This window comes from Stenotrophomonas maltophilia, assembly GCF_006970445.1.
Taxonomy (GTDB): domain Bacteria; phylum Pseudomonadota; class Gammaproteobacteria; order Xanthomonadales; family Xanthomonadaceae; genus Stenotrophomonas; species Stenotrophomonas maltophilia_AU.
The window spans coordinates 3029082-3047096 of the sequence record NZ_CP033877.1; the positions used below are offsets into that span (position 1 = coordinate 3029082).

Consider the following 18015-nt stretch of genomic DNA (forward strand, 5'->3'; position numbering starts at 1 on the left):
CTGGGTATCCAGACAGACTACCCGAAAAAATGAGAACGTCGTCAGCTGTCCTTGCTGCCCGCTTGCGCCAGTCGCGCCATGCGCTGGGTGTCGGCGAGGATGCCGCGCAACAGGCGCACCTCCTGCTCGCTCGGCTCGCTGCGCAGGAACAGGCGGCGCAGCTTGCGCATCGCCGATTCCGGTGCGCGGCCCTTGTGGAAATCGATCTCGTCCAGGGTGTCGCCGAGCTGGGCGAAGAAGCTCTCCATCTGCTCATGGCTGGCCGCCTGTTCCCGGAACCCCGGTTCGGCGTCGGCGGCCGGCTGCGCGCCCAGCAGCTGCATGCGCGTTTCATAGGCCAGCACCTGCACCGCGGCAGCCAGGTTGAGCGAGCTGAACTCCGGGTCGGACGGAATATGCACCGCCGCATGGCAGAGCTGCAGTTCCTCGTTGGTCAGGCCGGTGCGCTCGCGGCCGAACACCAGCGCCACCTCGGCGCCCTCGCCCGCCTTGCCCACTGCTCTGGCGGCGGCATCGGCCGGCAGATACTCCTCCAGCTGCACGCGGCGGGCACGGGCGGTGCAGCCCAGCACCAGGCGGCAATCAGCAACGGCCTCGGCCAGGGTGGCCACCACCGGGGCCTCCCCCAGCACGTCTTCGGCACCGGCCGAGCGGCGGAAGGCCTCCTCGTCCAGTGGTTTTTCGGGGGCGACCAGCACCAGGCGGGCCAGGCCCATGGTCTTCAGGGCGCGGGCAGCGGCCCCCATGTTGCCGGGGTGCTGGGTACCGACCAGGACGAATCGGAGGCGGGTGGCGGCGGGAAACTGGGACATGAACAGGGAAAAGGTCGAGCTGGACGATGACCAATGGTAAACTGTGCGGCCGGCCACTGCGCCGGACCCGCTCTTTTCCCCCGCCAGTCCATCTCTTCTGCCTTTCCGGGAGCCCACGCCATGCAGAAACCCGCCGTAACCGTCATGGTCAAGGCCGCCCGCCTCGCCGGCAACGTCCTGTTGCGCAACATCAACAAGCTCGAGGCACTGAACGTGGTGCAGAAGGGCCGGATGGACTACGCCAGCGAAGTGGATGCGGACGCGGAAAAGGTCATCGTCAAGGAACTCAAGCGCGCTTACCCGGACTACGGCATCTTCGGTGAAGAAGGTGGCGTGCAGGGCGAGCGCCGCCAGATGTGGGTCATCGACCCGCTGGACGGCACCAGCAACTACCTGCGCGGCGTGCCGCACTACTGCGTGTCGATCGCCCTGGTCGAGAACGGCGAGCCGACCGACGCGGTCATCTTCGACCCGCTGCGCAATGAACTGTTCACCGCCAGCCGTGGCGCGGGCGCCGTGCTGAACGACCGTCGCATCCGCGTGGCCGACCGCAAGGACCTGGAAGGCACGATGATCCACACCGGCTTTGCCCCGCGCGAGCGCAGCCGTACCAGTGCCCAGCTGAAGGCGGTCGACGCCCTGCTGGTGCACGGCGAGGACATCCGCCGCACCGGTTCGGCGGCACTGGACCTGGCCTACGTGGCCTGCGGCCGTGCCGACGCCTACTTCGAAGCCGGCGTGAAGGCATGGGACATCGCCGCCGGCCTGCTGCTGGTCCGCGAGGCGGGCGGCAAGGTCTGCGACTTCAAGGGCGCGACCCTGGGCCGCATGGACAACCGTGGCCCGGACACCCATCAGATCGTGGCCGGCAACCTGAAGGTGGCCGAGTCGCTGCAGAAGGTGCTGGTCAACACCGGCTACGCCGCCGAGTTCGACGCGAAGTTCTGATCTGCGCGTAGACGCGGTTCATGGAGACGGCACCTGCGAAGGTGCCGTTTTCGTTTGTGCGCACGGAGATTCGTTTCCGCGACCGCGGGGGGGGGTGTCACTTTCTTTGCGCGCAAAGAAAGTAACCAAAGAAACGCTCCGCCAGGGCGCGAGCCGTCGCTACGCGACGGTTCCCTGCGCTCCTCGGCCCGTCGAGGGACGGTACGGGAACTCGCTGCGCTCAGACACCCGCACCTCTTCGCCCTCGCCGGACCTGCGGTGCTCGGCTCGCTCAAGGCGGACTGGAAAATCAAGATCAAGGGCAACAGCATCCACGCATGGCGTGGATCTACTGGGTGCAGCTGTGGCAATTGACCTTGGGTCCGCCTTGAGCGAGCCGAGCATCGCAGGGGAATCAGGGGCGAAGAGGCGCCGATGTTTGAGCGAAGCGAGTTCGGCGCCGCCCCCTGATTCACCGAGAAGCGCAGGGAACCGTCGCGTAGCGACGGCTCGCGCCCCGGCGGCGTGTTTCTTTGGTTACTTTCTTGATGGCGCACATCCATGTGCGCCACCCTACGGGCCGGCTACGCCGTTCCACGCTGCTCCTGCAGCGCGGTGCACGAGCAAAGAAAGTAACACCCCTCCGCGGTCGCGGAAATGACTCTCGCCGGGTCGTCCCCGGCGCCACCGATGCGTCGGCGCGCAAACAAAAACGCCCGGCGCGAGGCCAGGCGTTCCTGCACTACCGTGGAAGCATGGAGGCTTACGCCACCGTCGATGCCCGCAGCGCCGCGATGCGCTCTTCCAGCGGCGGGTGGCTCATGAACAGCTTCTTCGCCGTCGAACCGGCAATACCGAACGCCGCGATCTGGGTCGGCAGCGTGCTCTGGCCGTGGTTGAGCTGCAGGCGCTCCAGCGCGGCGATCATCTTCTGGCGACCGGCCAGCGAGGCACCACCCGCATCGGCGCGGAATTCGCGGTGGCGCGAGAACCACATCGAGATCATGGTGGCGAACAGGCCGAACACCATCTCCAGCACGAACACGATGATGAAATAGGCGAAGCCGCGGCCGCCACCTTCACGGTTGCCCGACAGCGCGCTGTCGATGACGCCGCCGACCACGCGCGCCAGCACGATCACGAAGGTGTTCAGCACGCCCTGCAGCAGTGCCATGGTGATCATGTCACCGTTGGCAACGTGGGCGATTTCGTGGCCCAGCACCGCTTCGGCCTCGTCTTCGCTCATGTTGTGCAGCAGGCCGGTGGACACCGCCACCAGCGCGTTGTTGCGGTTGGCACCGGTGGCGAAGGCATTGATCTCCGGGCCGTCATAGACCGCCACTTCCGGCATGCCGATGCCGGCCGCCTTGGCCTGGCGCTCGACCGTGGCCAGCAGCCAGCGCTCGGTCTGGTTGCGCGGCTCCGTGATCACCACCGCACCCGTGGAACGCTTGGCCATCCACTTGGACAGCAGCAGCGAGATGAAGGAGCCACCGAAACCGAAGATGCCGGCCATGACCAGCAGGCCGCTCATCGAACGCGAGTCCACGCCCAGGATCGACATGACGATGCCGGCCAGGATCAGGACCGCGAGGTTGGTCGCCAGGAACAGGGCAATACGGGTAAACATGGGAAAATCCGGCTCGGAAGGGGTCGATATCCGTCAATTTGCGGTGCGCTCAGCTTGAATTCAAGCGCCAACCTGACCGACGATTCAGCCTGCATGACCGCCATTGTTCCCTGCGGCCGCTTCGCGCCCTCGCCGACCGGCCTGCTCCACCCCGGATCCCTGCTTGCCGCCTTCGGCAGCTGGCTGCTTGCCCGCCATCATGGCGGCCTGTGGCGGCTGCGCATCGAAGACGTCGATCCGCCGCGCACGGTGCCTGGCGCCGCGGAGGCACAACTGCAGGCGCTGGCCGCCTTCGGCCTGGCCCACGACGGCCCGGTCCTGTGGCAGAGCGCCCGTGGCGAGGCCTATCAGGCCGCGCTGGATGTGTTGCTGGCCAGTGACCTGGCCTTCATCTGCCACTGCAGCCGCAGCGAACTGGCCGCCAGCGGCGGTATCCACCACCGCTGCGTTGCGCGGCAGCCGCGACCGGACCCTGCCGTCCGCTTCCGCGTACCGCCCGGCAGCGTGGTCCGCTTCGACGATGGCCTGCGTGGCCCGCAGCAGCAGAACGTGCACGCCGAGGTCGGCGACTTCGTGCTGCGCCGTGCCGACGGCTGCTGGGCGTACCAATTGGCCGTGGTGGTTGATGACGCCGCGCAGGGCGTGACCGAAGTGGTGCGCGGGGCCGACCTGCTCGATTCCACCGCGCGGCAGATCCTGCTGCAGCAGGCGCTGGGCCTGGCAGTGCCGCGCTACTGGCATCTGCCGCTGCTGCTCGATGCCCCGGGGCACAAACTGTCCAAGTCGCTGGCGTCGCTGCCGGTGGACAGCACGCGGCCGGTGCCGGTACTGCGTGCGCTGTGGCAGCTGCTGGGCCAGGCGCCTGCCGCACTGGACGGCGCCGATGACCGGGATGCGCTGCTGGACGCGGCGCAACGGGCGTTCGACCCCTCGCAGCTGCCGCGTACCGACATCCTGTTGCCGGCCGGCGCACTTTCCGCGCCGATGTTGCAGAATCCCCCCTCCCCCACCTGATTCCCGGACAGCACTCCATGACATCTCGCGTCGCACTGGTCACCGGTGGAACCGGCGGCATCGGTACCGCCATCTGCCAACGCCTGGCCGACCAGGGCCACCGGGTCGCCACCAATTACCGCGACGAGGCCAAGGCCCGCGCCTGGCAGCAGGCGATGACCGAGCGCGGCTACAGCGTGTCGATCTTCCCGGGCGATGTCTCTGATCCAGGCAGCGCCGAGGCGCTGGTGCGTGCGGTCGAGGCCGAACTGGGCCCAGTCGAGATCCTGGTCAACAACGCCGGCATCACCCGCGACACGACGTTCCACCGCATGCGCGCGGACCAGTGGCACGATGTGATCAACACCAACCTCAACTCGGTGTTCAACGTCACCCGCCCGGTCATCGAGGGCATGCGCCGCCGCGGCTGGGGCCGGGTCATCCAGATCAGCTCGATCAACGGCCTGAAGGGCCAGTACGGCCAGGCCAACTATGCTGCGGCCAAGGCCGGCATGCACGGTTTCACCATCTCGTTGGCCCGCGAGAACGCCGGCTTCGGCATCACCGTGAACACCATTTCGCCCGGCTACGTCGCCACCGACATGGTGATGGCGGTTCCGGAGGACGTGCGCGCGAAGATCATCGCCGACATCCCCACCGGGCGCCTCGGCAAGCCGGAAGAAATCGCCTATGGCGTGTCCTTCCTGGTGGCCGAGGAAGCCTCATGGATCACCGGCAGCAACCTGGACATCAACGGCGGCCACCACATGGGCTGGTAAGCCGCGCAGGGGGTCGCTGCGGCATGCGCAGGCGGCCCCTGCCGATGGTCATGCTGCGCAGCACGCAAACCCTTGTTGCGCAACATGATCGCCCCTGAAAGCCAAGCCTGGCGGGGGCTGGGGCGGTTGCAACCGCTGCTGCACTGCGCCATGCTGCGCGTCTACTGTGACGAGTACCGCTTCATGGCTGCGACCCGCATCATCAAGAAGTATCCGAACCGCCGTCTCTACGACACCGAGATCTCCAGCTACATCACCATCGAGGACGTGCGCCAGCTGATCCTGGACGGTGAAGACTTCGAAGTCCGCGACGCCAAGAGCGGCGACGACCTCACTCGATCGGTCCTGCTGCAGATCATTGCCGACCAGGAACAGGACGGCGAACCGATGCTGTCCACCCAGCTGCTGAGCCAGCTGATCCGCTTCTACGGCGATTCCCTGCAGGGCTTCATGGGCAATTACCTGGAGCGCAGCATGCAGGTCTTCCTCGACCAGCAGCAGCAGTTCCGCCAGCAGATGGGCAACCTGCTGGGCCAGACCCCGTGGGCGATGATGAACCAGCTGACCGAGCGCAACCTGGAACTGTGGCAGGAATTCCAGCGCAACATGGGCGGCGGCTTCGGTGGCCCGCGCCCGGGTGGCACCGGAACGGGAACCGGCACCGGCAACAAGCCCGGCGAACCGGGCACCGGTACCGGTACCGGCGGCAAGACCCGCCGCTGAGCTGCAGCAACGGCTGAAAACGAAAACGGCGCGCCCCTGGCGCGCCGTTCTGTTTGGAATCGCGGCAGCGATGCGTCAGCGTTTCGCCTTGCACCCCGTGCACACGCGCTCGACCTTGTAGCCCTTCGCCTTCAGCTTCTCGACCACGCCATCACTGCCCAGCAGGTGCAGCGTGCCGACCACCACCAGCGTACCGCCCTGCCCGGCCTGCAGGTACGGCTGCAGCTTCGGCACCCAGGCATCGTTGCGCCCGGTATTGATGCGCTGATACAGCTGCGGATACTGCTGGCGCATCTCCGCCGCCATCTTGGTCCACAGCAGGCGCTCGTCGCCGCGGCGCCATGCATCATGCAGCAGCCGCGCCTGCTCATCGGCCTTGCCGGCCTGGTCCAGCGCTTCGGCCAGCATCTGCCGTTGCTCCTGCACCGTCATCCCGTCCAGCATGCCGATCTGGGTATCGATGTCCTCCAGGCCCGCCGTCTTGCGGCCGGTCTTCTGCGCGCGCTCCATGAAGTGGCGGTCCAACCCCAGCGCCGGGTCCAGGCCCAGCTTCTGCATCTGCCCGACCGAAATGCTCAGGCCGACGAACCAGGGCTTCATGCCCTGCATCTGTGCCAGCGGCAGCTGGTTCTCGGCAGCGAACGCCTGCAGCTTCTGCCAGGTCGCTGCATCCAGGTCACGCTTCAACTCGCTGCCATCGGTGCGGGTGGCGGCCTGCACCATGCGGCTGGCCAGCTGCGGCGATTGCATGTCTTCCGGCGACAGTTCGAACACCACCCGCTGCGAGGCCTCGAACGCCTGCTCGACATCGGGCGACAGGGGGTAGTCCTGCGGCTTCAGCAGATGGAACGATCCCAGCAGGTACACGCGTGCATCGCCCGGGCCGGTGACTTTCCACAACAGCGGGACGGGCGGCTTGGCCGCCGTTGTGGTCGTGGCCGCAGCAGGGGTAGCCTGGGCATCGCGGGCCGTGGCCAGAGGTGCCACCGCGCAGGCCATCAGCAACAGCGCGGTACGGAACAGGTGTTTGATCGGCATGGTCAGCCTTCTCCTTCAGGCAGGTGGTAGGCCTTCTCGCCCGCTTCCACGCGCAGGTCCAGCCGGTTTTCCGGCGGCGCCAGCGGACAGGTTGCGTAGGCGGTGAACGCGCACGGTGGGTTGTAGGCATGGTTGAAATCGATGCGCACCGTGCCGTCTGCAGCGGGGGCGTCGGTATCCAGATAGCGCCCGGCCGGATAGCTGCCGCGTCCGCTGGTGCGGTCGGCGAAGATCAGGAACAGTGGCTGCCCGGGCGCACCAATCGCTTCCAGGCGCCAGCTGCGACCATCACGTTCGAACTCCACCGCACCGGCATTGGGCATCTCGGTGGTCAGGCCAGTGATGTCGACGATGGGCAGGGTCTTGCCCGGCGGATGCGCGACGAAGCGCGCCTGCACCTGCCAGTCCGCGCCGCCCGGCCAGTATTGCAGGCCGGCGAAATCACGCCGCGCAGGTGCATCGGCATGCTTGACCCGCAGTGCATCACGCGGCCCCCGGCGGATGATGCTGAGCTGCCCCTTGCCGCCATCGAAGGCCAGCAGCGTCGGCTGCGCGTCCTTGTCGGTGTCGACGCGGATGCGGCCACGCACCGGCTGGCCGTCGTGGCTGACATCGACACCGGCTTCAGGCGTGAACCACCACTGCGTTCCTTCGCGGCGCAGCAGGCCCAGCTTGTCCGGGCCGACCGTCAGGCGGATGCCGTTGGTGGCGCCGCTGCCGACGAAGTGGAATTTGTTCTGCAGCCAGTGCAGGCCCACCAAGGCCGTCCAGCCATCGGGCCGGGTCAGGTCCTGGTAGCGCGCCACACGCCATTGCTGCTGCGCGGCCGCATAGGCCGGATCTTCAGCGGCCGTCGGCGCCGGCGGTGTTGCCGGGCTGCAGGCGGCCAACACCACGGCGGCCAGCAGGCCCGCCACTCCCCGATAACGCATCGATGCTCCCCTCAACGTCCGCGCAGGAACCAGCGGTCGATCTCCGCCAGCGAAAAACGGGCCCAGGTCGGTCGGCCGTGGTTGCACTGGCCGGACCGTTCGGTGATTTCCATGTCGCGCAGCAGCGCGTTCATTTCCGGCACGGTCAGGCGCCGGTTGGCACGCACCGCGCCATGGCAGGCCATGGTCGACAGCAGCTCGTCACGGGCGCTGGCCACGCGGCGGCTCTGGCCGTGCTCGCGCAGGTCGGTCAGCACGTCGCGCAGCAGCCCTTCCGGTTCGGCATGCGCCAGCAGTGCAGGAATGCTGCGCACGTGCAGCGAACCGGGGCCGGCGCGGGTCACCTCGAAGCCGAGCGCCGCCAGTGTGTCAGCTTCGCTTTCGGCGGTGTCGGCCTCGCGCTCGCCCACCGCCAGCGTGATCGGCACCAGCAACGGCTGCGATTGCAGGCCGATGCCATCGTGCGCATTCTTCAGGCGCTCGTAGCCGATGCGTTCGTGGGCCGCATGCATGTCGACCACGATCAGGCCTTCGGCGTTCTCGGCCAGGATGTAGATGCCATGCAGCTGCGCGATCGCATACCCCAGCGGCGGCACGCCCGCGTCGGCGCTGGTCACCGGCAGCCCGTTCTCGGTCGGCATCGGTGGCAGTGCCACCCCGCGTTCGGCACCGGCCGGCGCGGCATACAGCGCAGCATAGGCGGCCGGTGCATCGGCCACCTGCAGGCCCAGCGGCTGCTGCGGTCGCCACCCGGAGAACCCCCCACCACCGCCGGAGCCGCCACCGGGTGCCGGACCGCGCACCAGCCCGAAACCGGAGGCGCCCGCGCTCGATGCCATCGGTGCAGCCACGGCATCTGCCGGATGCACGGGACCGGCACCGATCTCCTGCGCCGACACGCCGGCACGGGTATCGGCCAGCGCATCCTTCAGCGTGCGATAGACGAAATCATGGACCAGCCGCGAATCGCGGAAGCGCACCTCATGCTTGGCAGGGTGCACGTTGACGTCGACGCGGGTCGGATCCAGTTCGAGGAACAGCACATAGGCCGGCTGGCGGCCGTGGTACAGCACATCGCCGTAGGCCATCTTCACCGCATGGGCAACGCTGCGGTCACGCACCGAACGGCCGTTGACGTACAGGTATTGCTGGTCGGCGCTGGCCCGTGAATAGTGCGGCTGTGCGATCCAGCCATGCAGGCGCAGGCCGGCACCGCTGTGGTCCACGCGCACCGCCTGGTTGGCGAAATCCTCGCCCAGCGTTTCGGCAAGGCGCGCATCGGAATACAGATCGCCCGGCTTGTAGCGGCGCGAGGCCTTGCCGTTGTGCGATACGCGCAGCTCGACATCCGGCCGTGCCAGCGCCAGCGAACGCAGCCACTCTTCGATATGGCCCAGTTCGGTGCGCTCCGCGCGCAGGAACTTGCGCCGCGCCGGCACGTTGTAGAACAGCTCGCGCACTTCCACCGTGGTACCCGGCGCATGCGCGCGCGGGGTCACCTCGCCGATCTTGCCGCCTTCGATCTGCAGTGCCGAACCGTGCTCGTCGTGCGCGCGGCGCGAGGACAGGGTGAAGCGGCTGACCGACGCGATCGACGGCAGCGCCTCACCCCGGAAACCAAGGGTGGCCACCGATTCGAGATCGTCCAGATCGGCGATCTTGCTGGTCGCATGCCGCGACACCGCCAGGGGCAACTGTTCGGGCGCGATGCCACTGCCGTTGTCGCGGATGCGGATCAGGCGTACACCGCCCTCTTCCAGGTCGATGTCGACACGGCTGGCGCCGGCGTCGATCGCGTTCTCGACCAGTTCCTTGACCACCGACGCGGGCCGTTCGACCACTTCGCCAGCGGCGATCTGGTTGATCAGGATGTCCGGCAACGGCCGGATCGGGCGCGGACCGGGCGCGCTCATGGGAGGTGATGGGCAGCAGACTTCATGGGTCGATGATAGCGGAGCGGCAGGTCCGCCGGGCATGGCCCGGCGCTACCCTACGCAATGCGTATCACGGGTTACTTGCTGCCGCCGGCCATGGTGCCGGCCGCGTCGATCTCGGCCTGGGCGCGGGCGGCATACAACGTGCCCGGCGGCGGCTGGCGGCTGAAGAAGGTGTGCACACCGTCCAGTACGGCGCCAGCGACCTTGCGCTGGTAAGCCGGGTCCATCAGGCGGCGCTCTTCATCCGGATTGGAGATGAACGCGGTTTCCACCAGCATCGCCGGCATGTCCGAGGTACGCAGCACCGCGAAGTTGGCGCGTTCGATGTTCGGCTTGTGGTTGTTGCCGATCCGCTTCAGGCCGCCCAGCACGTGGCCGGCCGCGTCTTCAGACGCTTTCATGTAGCCGCTCTGCGCCAGATCCAGCAGCACGTTGGCCAGGGTGCCTTCGGTCTGCTGCAGGCGCACGCCGCCGACCAGGTCGGCCGCGTTTTCCTTGTCCGCCAGCCAGCGGGCACGCTGCGAAGAGGCGCCCTTGGTCGACAGCACGTAGACCGACGAGCCCGTGGCCGAACGGTTTTCAGCCGCGTCGGCATGGATCGAGATGAAGATGTCCGCCTTGTTCGCACGTGCCTTCTGCGCACGCATCGGCAGCGGAATGAACACGTCGCTGTCGCGCGTCAGGTAGGCCTTCAGGCCCGGCGTCGCATTGACCTGGCGGGCCAGCTCACGCGCCACCGCCAGGGTGACATCCTTCTCGCGCTTGCCGGTCGGGCCGATCGCACCCGGGTCCTGGCCACCGTGACCGGGATCGATTGCTACCACCAGGTGGCGCATGCCGGCCTGCATGCGGATGCGCGATGCATCGCTGGGCATGGCCGGACGCGGCGATTCGGCCGGCGTCGGCGCCGGTGCGGGAACCGTGGCCGGCGGCGTGGTCACCACTGCGGCGGTGCGCTGGCCGGCGAGGATCGCAGCCGGCGAAGACGAAGGCGTGCTGCTGGCCGCGACGCCTGCCGCAGCGACCTGGGCTGGCGCGGTGGTCGGTGCCGGGGTCGGCGTGGCCGGTGCGGCGGCGCTGGCGCTGGCCTGCTGCTGCACCTGTGCGGTCAGCAGGGCCGTGGCACGCGCGGCATCGGTGCGCGACTGCGCGTTCTCGGCCGGCGTGGGTGCAGGCGAAGCACCCGCCGCGGATGCAGGCGGCTGAACAGCCGGCGCCGGGCGGCTGGTGGCCACGGCCGGGCCATCACCCGGCCATTCGATCACCAGCTTGGATTCATTGCCCTCGCGCTGCATCTGCGGGCGGAACGGCGCCACCGATTCGGCGAGGTCGAAGACGACACGGAAAGTGCCCGGGACCGGCTGTCCGGTACGCACCGCCGTCACCACGCCCTTCGCGGCCGGCATTTTCAGGTTGCGTATCGCGCTGGAGTCGGGGAAATCGACCACCAGACGGTTCGGGCCCGCCAGCGAGAGGGTCTTGTAACCGCCACTGCCGACCAGCGAGATCTCGGCACGGGTGCCGGTAGCGCCGGTGTTCAGCAGGACCTGGCGGACTTCACCCGCCCACGCACTGACGCTCGCCAGACCCAGTCCGACGGCGGCACAGATGGCGATGAGACGGTTCCCCAGGCGCATGGCTCAGGATTCAATCACCGCGCTGAACGGAATGCAACACCTTTTTCCTTAATAATCCGTAACCTGCCGGTCTTTGTTCTCGTCAGCCGACAGAAATGGCCTGCAAGTCGCCCCCTTGCGGCAGCCGTTTCAGCCATTCATGTCCAACGTCGCTGGCCCCGGTGAGACGGACGCGACGCCCCTGCCCCTCGATCTCCAGCGCCACCACCAGGTCGGTCGGTGGCAGCGCGCCGGCGCCCCGTTCCGGCCATTCGACCAGCCACAAGACCGCGCTGCCCTCGTCCAGGCCGAGGAAATCCAGCTCACCGGCCTGGCCGATGCGGTACAGGTCCAGGTGCCACGCTTCACCGCCACTGGCCAGCGGATAGCGCTCGACCAGGGTGTAGGTGGGGCTGCGGATCGCGCCCTGCACGCCCAACGCGCGCAGCAGCGCGCGGGCCGTGGTGGACTTGCCGGCACCCAGGTCGCCGCGCAGTTCGATCAGCGCCTGCGGCGGCCGGGTGGCCGCCAGCCACTGCCCGAGCAGTTCGGTGGCGTCGCTGTCGGCAAGGAGGAAATCGGTCATGGAGAGAGTTCCGGGTTGGCCAGTCGCCGCAACGGCGCCAGCAGATCAGTAGGAAGCAGGCCGCGCGCGCCGTCAGCGGCAGCCGCGTCGCCGGCCAGCGCATGCAGCAACGCGCCCGCCGCCGCGGCATCGAAGGCCGCAAGGCCCTGCGCGCGCAGGCCGGCGATGATGCCCGTGAGCAGGTCGCCCATGCCCCCCACGGCCATCCCGGGATTGCCGGCAGCGATCAACCGGGGCGTTTGCCCCGGCGCTGCCACGATACTGCCGGCGCCCTTCAAGACCACCACCGCATGGAAACGCTCGGCCAGCGTCTGCGCACAGGCGTAGCGATCAGCCTGGATGTCGCTGGTGCTGCAGCCGAGCAGTCGTGCGGCCTCACCCGGGTGCGGCGTGAGGACGGCGCCGGGCAAGGCACGCGGATCCTGCGCCAGCAGGTTCAGGGCGTCAGCATCAACCACCAGTGGTTTGGTGCTGGCCAGCACCCGCGCAAACAAGGCGCGTGCCCATTCGTCCTGGCCCAGACCGGGCCCGATCGCCACCACCTTTGCCTTGTCCAGCAACGCCGGCAGCGCATCGCCGTCTTCCAATGCGTGGGTCATCGCCTCCGGCAGCCGAGCCAGCAGTGGACCGACGTGGTCGCGGCGGGTGCCCAGGCTCAACAGCCCTGCACCTGCGCGCAACGCGGCTTCGGCCGCCATCGCGATGGCACCGCCGCTGCCATGGTTGCCACCGACGCACAGCACGTGCCCGGATTCACCCTTGTGGGTGTTGGCGCGGCGCGGTGGCAGCAGTGCCGGCAAGCGAGCCTGCGTCCAGCGCTCTGCAGCGGGTGCCACGCCCTGCCATGCGGCCGCGGGTAGCTGCAGCGGCGCCAGCGTCTTCTGGCCACAATGATCCAGCGCGTCGCCGGTATACAGCCCGCGATGCGGCACGATGAACTGCAGGGTCAAAGCGGCCTTCACGGCCACGCCCGGTACGGCACCGCGATCGGCATCGACGCCACTGGGCACGTCCAGCGCCAGCACCGGTGCCACCTGCGCATTGAGCGCAATGATCAGTGCCTGCGCCGCACCCTCCGGCGCGCGATCGAAGCCCAGCCCGAACAGGGCATCGACCCAGATGTCGGCCTCGCGCAGCGTGCCGTCGAAATCGGCAGTGGTGCCGCCTGCGGACCTGAACTCCGATGCGGCACGCTGTGCCAGCGAGGTCGACGGCGGCCTGCCCGGCAGGGCGATCACCACCACCTCGCGCCCGGCCTGCAGCGCGTGACGGGCCAGCACATGGCCATCGCCCCCGTTGTTGCCCGTGCCGACCGCCACGCCGATCCGCCGCGCCTGCGGCCACTGCTGCAGCAGGCACTGCCAGGCGGCCTGGCCGGCCTGCGCCATCAGTTCCCAGCCAGCATCTCCCGCCAGGCTGGACGCCTGGGCATCAAGCGCACGCGCGGCAGCGGAATCGAACAGATCGGCAAGGTTGGCCATGCAGGGATTTTATACTGGTGCACATGTTCCCCGCCCCTACCCCTGTCGATCCGGCCCAGGCCGTGCAGCGCATCCGCGAACTGGCCCGTGCGCATGGCTTCCAACGCTGCGGCATCGCCGGTATCGAACTGGGCGAGGATGAAGCACACCTGGCCGACTGGCTGGGCCAGGGCCTGTACGGCACGATGGACTGGATGGCGCGCCACGGCACCTTGCGCGCACGACCGGCCGAACTGCTGCCAGGCACCGTGCGGGTGATCTCGGTGGGCATGGATTACAGCCACAAGGACGACACCGAAGCCTGGGCGACCCTGGCCGATCCCGGCCGCGCCTACGTGGCGCGCTACGCGCTGGGCCGCGACTACCACAAGCTGATGCGCAACCGCCTGCAGAAGCTGGCCACGCAGATCAATGATGAAGTGGCACCGCTGGGCTATCGCGTGTTCGTCGATTCGGCACCGGTGCTGGAACGCGCACTGGCGCGCAATGCCGGGCTCGGCTGGATCGGCAAGCACACCTGCCTGATCGACCGCCATGGCGGTTCCTGGTTCTTCATCGGCGAGATCTACATCGATATCCCGTTGCCGATCGATACACCGGCCACGGCGCACTGCGGTACCTGTACGCGCTGCATCGATGTCTGCCCGACCCAGGCCATCACCGGCCCGCAGCGGCTGGACGCACGGCGCTGTATTTCCTACCTGACCATCGAGCACGATGGCGCCATTCCCGAAGAGATGCGCCCGTTGATCGGCAACCGCATCTACGGCTGCGACGACTGCCAGCTGGTCTGCCCCTGGAACAAGTTCGCCAAGCGCACCGACGAAGCCGATTTCCGCGCACGCAACAACCTCGATACCGCGCAGCTGGACCAGCTGTTCGCCTGGGATGAAGCCGAGTTCCTGCGCCGCACCGAAGGCAGCCCGATCCGGCGCAGCGGCCATGAGCGATGGTTGCGCAACATCGCCGTGGCGCTGGGCAATGCACCGTCTTCGGCCGAAGCGCTGGCCGCCCTGCAGACCCGCATCGACGATCCCTCGCCGCTGGTGCGTGAACACGTGCAGTGGGCGCTGCAGCAACATGCCGGCTGAGGCTCCCGCCCCCGGGCATGCGAGCATGCCGATTGAACTCCGCTACGCGGATGTCATCGACTTCCTGCGCACCCACGCACTGCTGGGCATGACAGCCGAGCAGCGGGCGCAATCGCTTGTCGAGCTCGGCCTGATCGAGGAACCGGATCCCGCAGTGGCGATACGCGCGGAATTCAACGCGGCACTGCGCGATACACTGGCGTTCAGCCCCTTGATCAGGAATGCTCATTGGGAGCGCACCATTGCTGCGCTCACCGGAGCTGCGATACGGATCACCGACCACGCCGATGCATCACTCGTCGGCCTCTGCTGCCCTGCGTGCACGTGTCTGGTATTCACGGATGAAGAAGACGCCTTCTTCGAAATCTGCCCGGTCTGCCTCTGGCAGAACGACGGCACCGCCGGCGACGAGTACAGCGGCTGCAACCACGTCACGATGAGTGCATTCAGAACCAGTGCGGACTTCGCCAGCCGGGTGCAGGCAGGCACCCTTCTGTACCTTCAGCCGTAGCCGCGGCCTGCGGCGTCACCCACATTGCAGTGACCGGATTTCCAGTGGGCGTGATCCCTGCGCGCTGACGTGCGATCCTGAGCCCCCGTTCCGCCCGCAGCACGCCGTTCCCATGCAGCCACGCAACAACGACATCCTCACCCCCAGCCAGCTCAACACCCTGGCCCGCGACCTGCTGGAAGGCAGCTTCCCGGCAATCTGGGTCGAGGCCGAGCTGGGCAGCGTGGCGCGTCCTGCCTCCGGGCATCTGTATTTCACCCTGAAGGACGCGCGTGCGCAGCTGCGTGCCGCAATGTTCCGGATGAAGGCGCAGTACCTGAAGTTCGTGCCGCGCGAAGGCATGCGCGTGCTGGTGCGCGGCAAGGTGACCCTGTACGACGCCCGTGGCGAGTACCAGATGGTGCTGGACCACATGGAGGAGGCCGGCGAAGGCGCGCTGCGCCGCGCGTTCGAGGAACTGAAGGCACGCCTGGAGGCCGAAGGCCTGTTCGACCCGGCACGCAAGCGGCCGCTGCCGGCACACGTGCAGCGCCTGGCGGTGATCACCTCGCCCACCGGCGCCGCCGTGCGCGACGTGCTGAGCGTGCTCGGCCGCCGCTTCCCGCTGTTGGAAGTGGACCTGTTGCCGACCCTGGTGCAGGGCAGCAGCGCCGCGGCACAGATCACCCGGCTGCTGCAGTCTGCCGACGCCAGTGGCCGCTACGACGTGATCCTGTTGACCCGCGGCGGCGGTTCGCTGGAAGACCTGTGGGCATTCAATGACGAAGCGCTCGCCCGTGCGATCGCTGCCAGTCGCACCCCGGTGGTGTCGGCGGTGGGCCACGAGACCGACTTCAGCCTCAGCGACTTCGCCGCCGACCTGCGCGCGCCAACGCCATCGGTGGCGGCCGAGCTGCTGGTCCCGGACCAGCGCGAACTGGCGCTGCGCCTGCGCCGCACGGCCGCGCGCATGGTGCAGCTGCAACGGCATGCGATGCAGCAGGCGATGCAGCGCGCCGACCGCGCCCTGTTGCGCCTGAACGCCCAGAGCCCGCAGGCACGACTGGATCTGCTGCGTCGACGCCAGCTCGATCTGGGCCGGCGCCTGCATGCCGCGTTCAACCAGCAGCAGGAGCGCCGTGCTGCGCGCCTGCGCCATGCGGCGGCGATCCTGCGCGGGCACCATCCGCAGCGCCAGCTCGACACGATGCAGCGCCGTCTGGCCGCCCTCCGTGGGCGGCCGCAGGCCGCGATGCAGCGTCTGCTGGAGCGCGATGCACTGCGCCTGCGCGGTCTGGCGCGCTCACTGGAAGCGGTCAGCCCGCTGGCCACCGTGGCGCGTGGCTACAGCATCCTGACCCGCAGCGATGACGGTACCCTGGTGCGGAAGGTCGACCAGGTACAGCCCGGTGACGCCCTGCAGGCCCGCGTCGGCGACGGCGTGATCGACGTGCAGGTCAAGTAAAAGGGGGTTCGGCAGGGCTGCGCCCTGCACCCACGGTAGTGCCGGCCGCTGGCCGGCAACCTCAACAGCAACAGCCAAAGCGGCTCTGGATTGCTGATGGTTTGGCGGGGCGGTGTGGCTGTGCAGGACACGCCGTAAACCCATCCCTGGGGGCTCGATGGCGCCATCCATGGCGCCAACGGTCCTGCGCAGCCACACCGCCCCACCTCTGACAGATTCCGGAGGCTGTTGGTAGGTGTCGACCTTGGTCGACACGGTAGATCCACGCCGTGCGTGGATGAATCTCTGTCAGATATCGAATCAATTCGGGGTCAGATCCGTTTTCCGCAGGAAAACGGATCTGACCCCACGCCATTCCGACAGATCGCGAGAATCTGTCGAAGGCGGGGTGGGTCCGGTTGCGGGAGTGTCCGCGGCATGGATGCCGCGGCCAAGCCCCCAGGGACGGGTTTACGGCGTCTCCCGCAACCGGACCCACCCCGCCATCCCACGGAATGCACGCTGTTGCTGTTGCTGTTGCTGTTGCTGTTGCTGTTGCTGTTGCTTCGGCAGGTGCAGGGCGCAGCCCTGCCGCCCACCCTACTTTGCCTGCTCGCAGAATTTCTGCCGGTACTCGAGCGCCTTCGGCATCAGTGCCTGCAGGTTCTGGATGCGGGTGCCCGGGTTCGGGTGGGTGGAAGCGAACTCCGGCGGCGCCTGGCCGCCACCGGCCTGGCCCATGCGCTGCCACAGCGGCACCGCCTCGCGGGGATCGAAGCAGGCCGCTGCGGCCAGCATCAGCCCCACTTCATCGGCCTGCGTCTCGTGGCTGCGCGCATAGGGCAACAGATACCCATAGCCCATCGCCGACATCATCATCTGTTGCTGCTGCGCATCCATGCCGCTGGCGGCACCGGCCATCTGCCCGATCTGGGTCAGCTTCTGCTGCGCCATCCGCTGTGCACCATGGCGTAGAAGCGCATGGGCGATCTCATGGCCCATCACCACCGCCATCGCGTCACGCGTACGCGCCACCGGCACCAGGCCGGTGTAAACCGCCATCTTGCCGCCCGGCAGGCAGAACGCATTGGCCTGCTCGGACGGGATCACATTCACTTCCCACTGGAAATCCCGCGCGAAATGCGCCGGCTGCACGCCGTGCTCCTGTGCCAGCGCGGTCTCCACCACGTCCACCTTGGCAATCAGGCGCTGCGCGATGTCGCGCACATCGCGCGCGATCGGCGCACTCGGATCCATCGGCCGTTCCTGCGACAGGATCTGCTGGTAGGCCTGCAGCCCGAGCGCGGTCTCCTGGCGCGCGTCCAGGCTGCTGTCGATCATCACCTTCTCCCCGGTGTAAGGATCGACAGTGCGATTGGAGAACCAGTAGAACACCGCATAACCTGCGGCCAGCAACAGCACCCACCAGCGGATGTTGCCGAACAGGCCGCGCCGCTGCGGGCCTTGCGGCGAGCGGGAAAAGGGATCGTTGCGCATCGGTGGTCTTCCAGCAGGCCCCGCCGGCCGGCGGGCACG

16 protein-coding genes are annotated in these 18015 nt (G+C 68.0%); 7 read left to right on the forward strand and 9 right to left on the reverse strand.

From position 1 onward, the window contains the following. Positions 1-41: 41 nt before the first annotated feature. The gene (locus tag EGM71_RS13985; protein WP_188485398.1) at positions 42-812 is read right to left on the reverse strand and encodes an RNA methyltransferase; all 771 of its coding nucleotides are present in this window, start codon (positions 810-812) and stop codon (positions 42-44) included. A gap of 120 nt (positions 813-932) precedes the next feature. On the opposite strand from EGM71_RS13985, the gene EGM71_RS13990 reads away from it, so the two are divergent. Next, the gene (locus EGM71_RS13990; RefSeq protein WP_188485399.1) at positions 933-1760 is read left to right on the forward strand and encodes an inositol monophosphatase family protein; all 828 of its coding nucleotides are present in this window, start codon (positions 933-935) and stop codon (positions 1758-1760) included. A 742-nt stretch (positions 1761-2502) separates the two neighbouring features. Here the strand turns inward: EGM71_RS13990 and htpX are convergent. Next, entirely contained in the window at positions 2503-3369 is an 867-nt protein-coding gene (gene htpX / locus EGM71_RS13995; RefSeq protein ID WP_188485400.1) for a protease HtpX, read from the reverse strand. 93 nt (positions 3370-3462) lie between these two features. On the opposite strand from htpX, the gene gluQRS reads away from it, so the two are divergent. The 3 genes from gluQRS (at position 3463) to phaR (ending at position 5864) form a co-directional block, all read left to right on the forward strand. Then, positions 3463-4383, forward strand: coding sequence for a tRNA glutamyl-Q(34) synthetase GluQRS (gene gluQRS / locus EGM71_RS14000; RefSeq protein WP_188485401.1), 921 nt, complete (start codon positions 3463-3465; stop codon positions 4381-4383). A 17-nt stretch (positions 4384-4400) separates the two neighbouring features. After that, the gene (gene phbB / locus EGM71_RS14005; RefSeq protein WP_188485402.1) at positions 4401-5141 is read left to right on the forward strand and encodes an acetoacetyl-CoA reductase; all 741 of its coding nucleotides are present in this window, start codon (positions 4401-4403) and stop codon (positions 5139-5141) included. A gap of 183 nt (positions 5142-5324) precedes the next feature. Then, positions 5325-5864 carry a polyhydroxyalkanoate synthesis repressor PhaR gene (gene phaR, locus EGM71_RS14010; RefSeq protein WP_188489852.1) on the forward strand — a complete coding sequence of 180 codons (540 nt, stop codon included), beginning with the start codon at positions 5325-5327 and terminating at the stop codon, positions 5862-5864. 75 nt (positions 5865-5939) lie between these two features. Here the strand turns inward: phaR and EGM71_RS14015 are convergent, their stop codons facing one another. The 6 genes from EGM71_RS14015 to EGM71_RS14040 all read right to left on the reverse strand — a co-directional run bounded on the left by EGM71_RS14015 (position 5940) and on the right by EGM71_RS14040 (position 13454). Continuing rightward, positions 5940-6902, reverse strand: a complete 963-nt coding sequence (locus EGM71_RS14015; protein ID WP_188485403.1) for a TraB/GumN family protein — start codon at positions 6900-6902, stop codon at positions 5940-5942. Positions 6903-6904: 2 nt separating this feature from the next. Continuing rightward, complete coding sequence (locus EGM71_RS14020) at positions 6905-7834, reverse strand: DUF1684 domain-containing protein (protein WP_188485404.1); 930 nt, start codon at positions 7832-7834, stop codon at positions 6905-6907. Positions 7835-7845: 11 nt separating this feature from the next. Further along, positions 7846-9747: a DNA mismatch repair endonuclease MutL gene (gene mutL / locus EGM71_RS14025; RefSeq protein WP_188485405.1), complete on the reverse strand. Its 1902-nt coding sequence runs from the start codon at positions 9745-9747 to the stop codon at positions 7846-7848. 98 nt (positions 9748-9845) lie between these two features. Further along, a complete protein-coding gene (locus tag EGM71_RS14030) occupies positions 9846-11408 on the reverse strand; it encodes an N-acetylmuramoyl-L-alanine amidase (RefSeq protein ID WP_188485406.1) in 1563 nt (520 codons plus the stop codon). Positions 11409-11490: 82 nt separating this feature from the next. Next, entirely contained in the window at positions 11491-11973 is a 483-nt protein-coding gene (tsaE, locus tag EGM71_RS14035; protein WP_188485407.1) for a tRNA (adenosine(37)-N6)-threonylcarbamoyltransferase complex ATPase subunit type 1 TsaE, read from the reverse strand. After that, complete coding sequence (locus EGM71_RS14040) at positions 11970-13454, reverse strand: NAD(P)H-hydrate dehydratase (RefSeq protein WP_188485408.1); 1485 nt, start codon at positions 13452-13454, stop codon at positions 11970-11972. Before EGM71_RS14040 ends, tsaE begins: the two co-directional genes overlap by 4 nt. A 23-nt stretch (positions 13455-13477) precedes the next feature. Here EGM71_RS14040 and queG point away from each other — a divergent pair, with 23 nt between their 5' ends. The 3 genes from queG to xseA all read left to right on the forward strand — a co-directional run bounded on the left by queG (position 13478) and on the right by xseA (position 16500). Then, positions 13478-14545: a tRNA epoxyqueuosine(34) reductase QueG gene (gene queG, locus EGM71_RS14045; RefSeq protein WP_188485409.1), complete on the forward strand. Its 1068-nt coding sequence runs from the start codon at positions 13478-13480 to the stop codon at positions 14543-14545. A gap of 25 nt (positions 14546-14570) precedes the next feature. Then, the gene (locus EGM71_RS14050; protein WP_223224475.1) at positions 14571-15056 is read left to right on the forward strand and encodes a CPCC family cysteine-rich protein; all 486 of its coding nucleotides are present in this window, start codon (positions 14571-14573) and stop codon (positions 15054-15056) included. Positions 15057-15168: 112 nt separating this feature from the next. After that, positions 15169-16500 carry an exodeoxyribonuclease VII large subunit gene (gene xseA, locus EGM71_RS14055; protein WP_188485410.1) on the forward strand — a complete coding sequence of 444 codons (1332 nt, stop codon included), beginning with the start codon at positions 15169-15171 and terminating at the stop codon, positions 16498-16500. 579 nt (positions 16501-17079) lie between these two features. On the opposite strand, the gene EGM71_RS14060 is transcribed toward xseA, so the two are convergent. After that, positions 17080-17976, reverse strand: a complete 897-nt coding sequence (locus EGM71_RS14060; protein WP_188485411.1) for a M48 family metallopeptidase — start codon at positions 17974-17976, stop codon at positions 17080-17082. Between the last annotated feature and the right edge of the window lie 39 nt (positions 17977-18015).

Bases quoted from the DNA above. Each gene is read 5' to 3' on its own strand.
- EGM71_RS13985 (WP_188485398.1), bottom strand. From the start codon at position 812: ATGTCCCAGTTTCCCGCCGCCACCCGCCTCCGATTCGTCCTGGTCGGT.
- EGM71_RS13990 (WP_188485399.1), top strand. From the start codon at position 933: ATGCAGAAACCCGCCGTAACCGTCATGGTCAAGGCCGCCCGCCTCGCC.
- htpX (WP_188485400.1), bottom strand. From the start codon at position 3,369: ATGTTTACCCGTATTGCCCTGTTCCTGGCGACCAACCTCGCGGTCCTG.
- gluQRS (WP_188485401.1), top strand. From the start codon at position 3,463: ATGACCGCCATTGTTCCCTGCGGCCGCTTCGCGCCCTCGCCGACCGGC.
- phbB (WP_188485402.1), top strand. From the start codon at position 4,401: ATGACATCTCGCGTCGCACTGGTCACCGGTGGAACCGGCGGCATCGGT.
- phaR (WP_188489852.1), top strand. From the start codon at position 5,325: ATGGCTGCGACCCGCATCATCAAGAAGTATCCGAACCGCCGTCTCTAC.
- EGM71_RS14015 (WP_188485403.1), bottom strand. From the start codon at position 6,902: ATGCCGATCAAACACCTGTTCCGTACCGCGCTGTTGCTGATGGCCTGC.
- EGM71_RS14020 (WP_188485404.1), bottom strand. From the start codon at position 7,834: ATGCGTTATCGGGGAGTGGCGGGCCTGCTGGCCGCCGTGGTGTTGGCC.
- mutL (WP_188485405.1), bottom strand. From the start codon at position 9,747: ATGAGCGCGCCCGGTCCGCGCCCGATCCGGCCGTTGCCGGACATCCTG.
- EGM71_RS14030 (WP_188485406.1), bottom strand. From the start codon at position 11,408: ATGCGCCTGGGGAACCGTCTCATCGCCATCTGTGCCGCCGTCGGACTG.
- tsaE (WP_188485407.1), bottom strand. From the start codon at position 11,973: ATGACCGATTTCCTCCTTGCCGACAGCGACGCCACCGAACTGCTCGGG.
- EGM71_RS14040 (WP_188485408.1), bottom strand. From the start codon at position 13,454: ATGGCCAACCTTGCCGATCTGTTCGATTCCGCTGCCGCGCGTGCGCTT.
- queG (WP_188485409.1), top strand. From the start codon at position 13,478: ATGTTCCCCGCCCCTACCCCTGTCGATCCGGCCCAGGCCGTGCAGCGC.
- EGM71_RS14050 (WP_223224475.1), top strand. From the start codon at position 14,571: ATGCCGATTGAACTCCGCTACGCGGATGTCATCGACTTCCTGCGCACC.
- xseA (WP_188485410.1), top strand. From the start codon at position 15,169: ATGCAGCCACGCAACAACGACATCCTCACCCCCAGCCAGCTCAACACC.
- EGM71_RS14060 (WP_188485411.1), bottom strand. From the start codon at position 17,976: ATGCGCAACGATCCCTTTTCCCGCTCGCCGCAAGGCCCGCAGCGGCGC.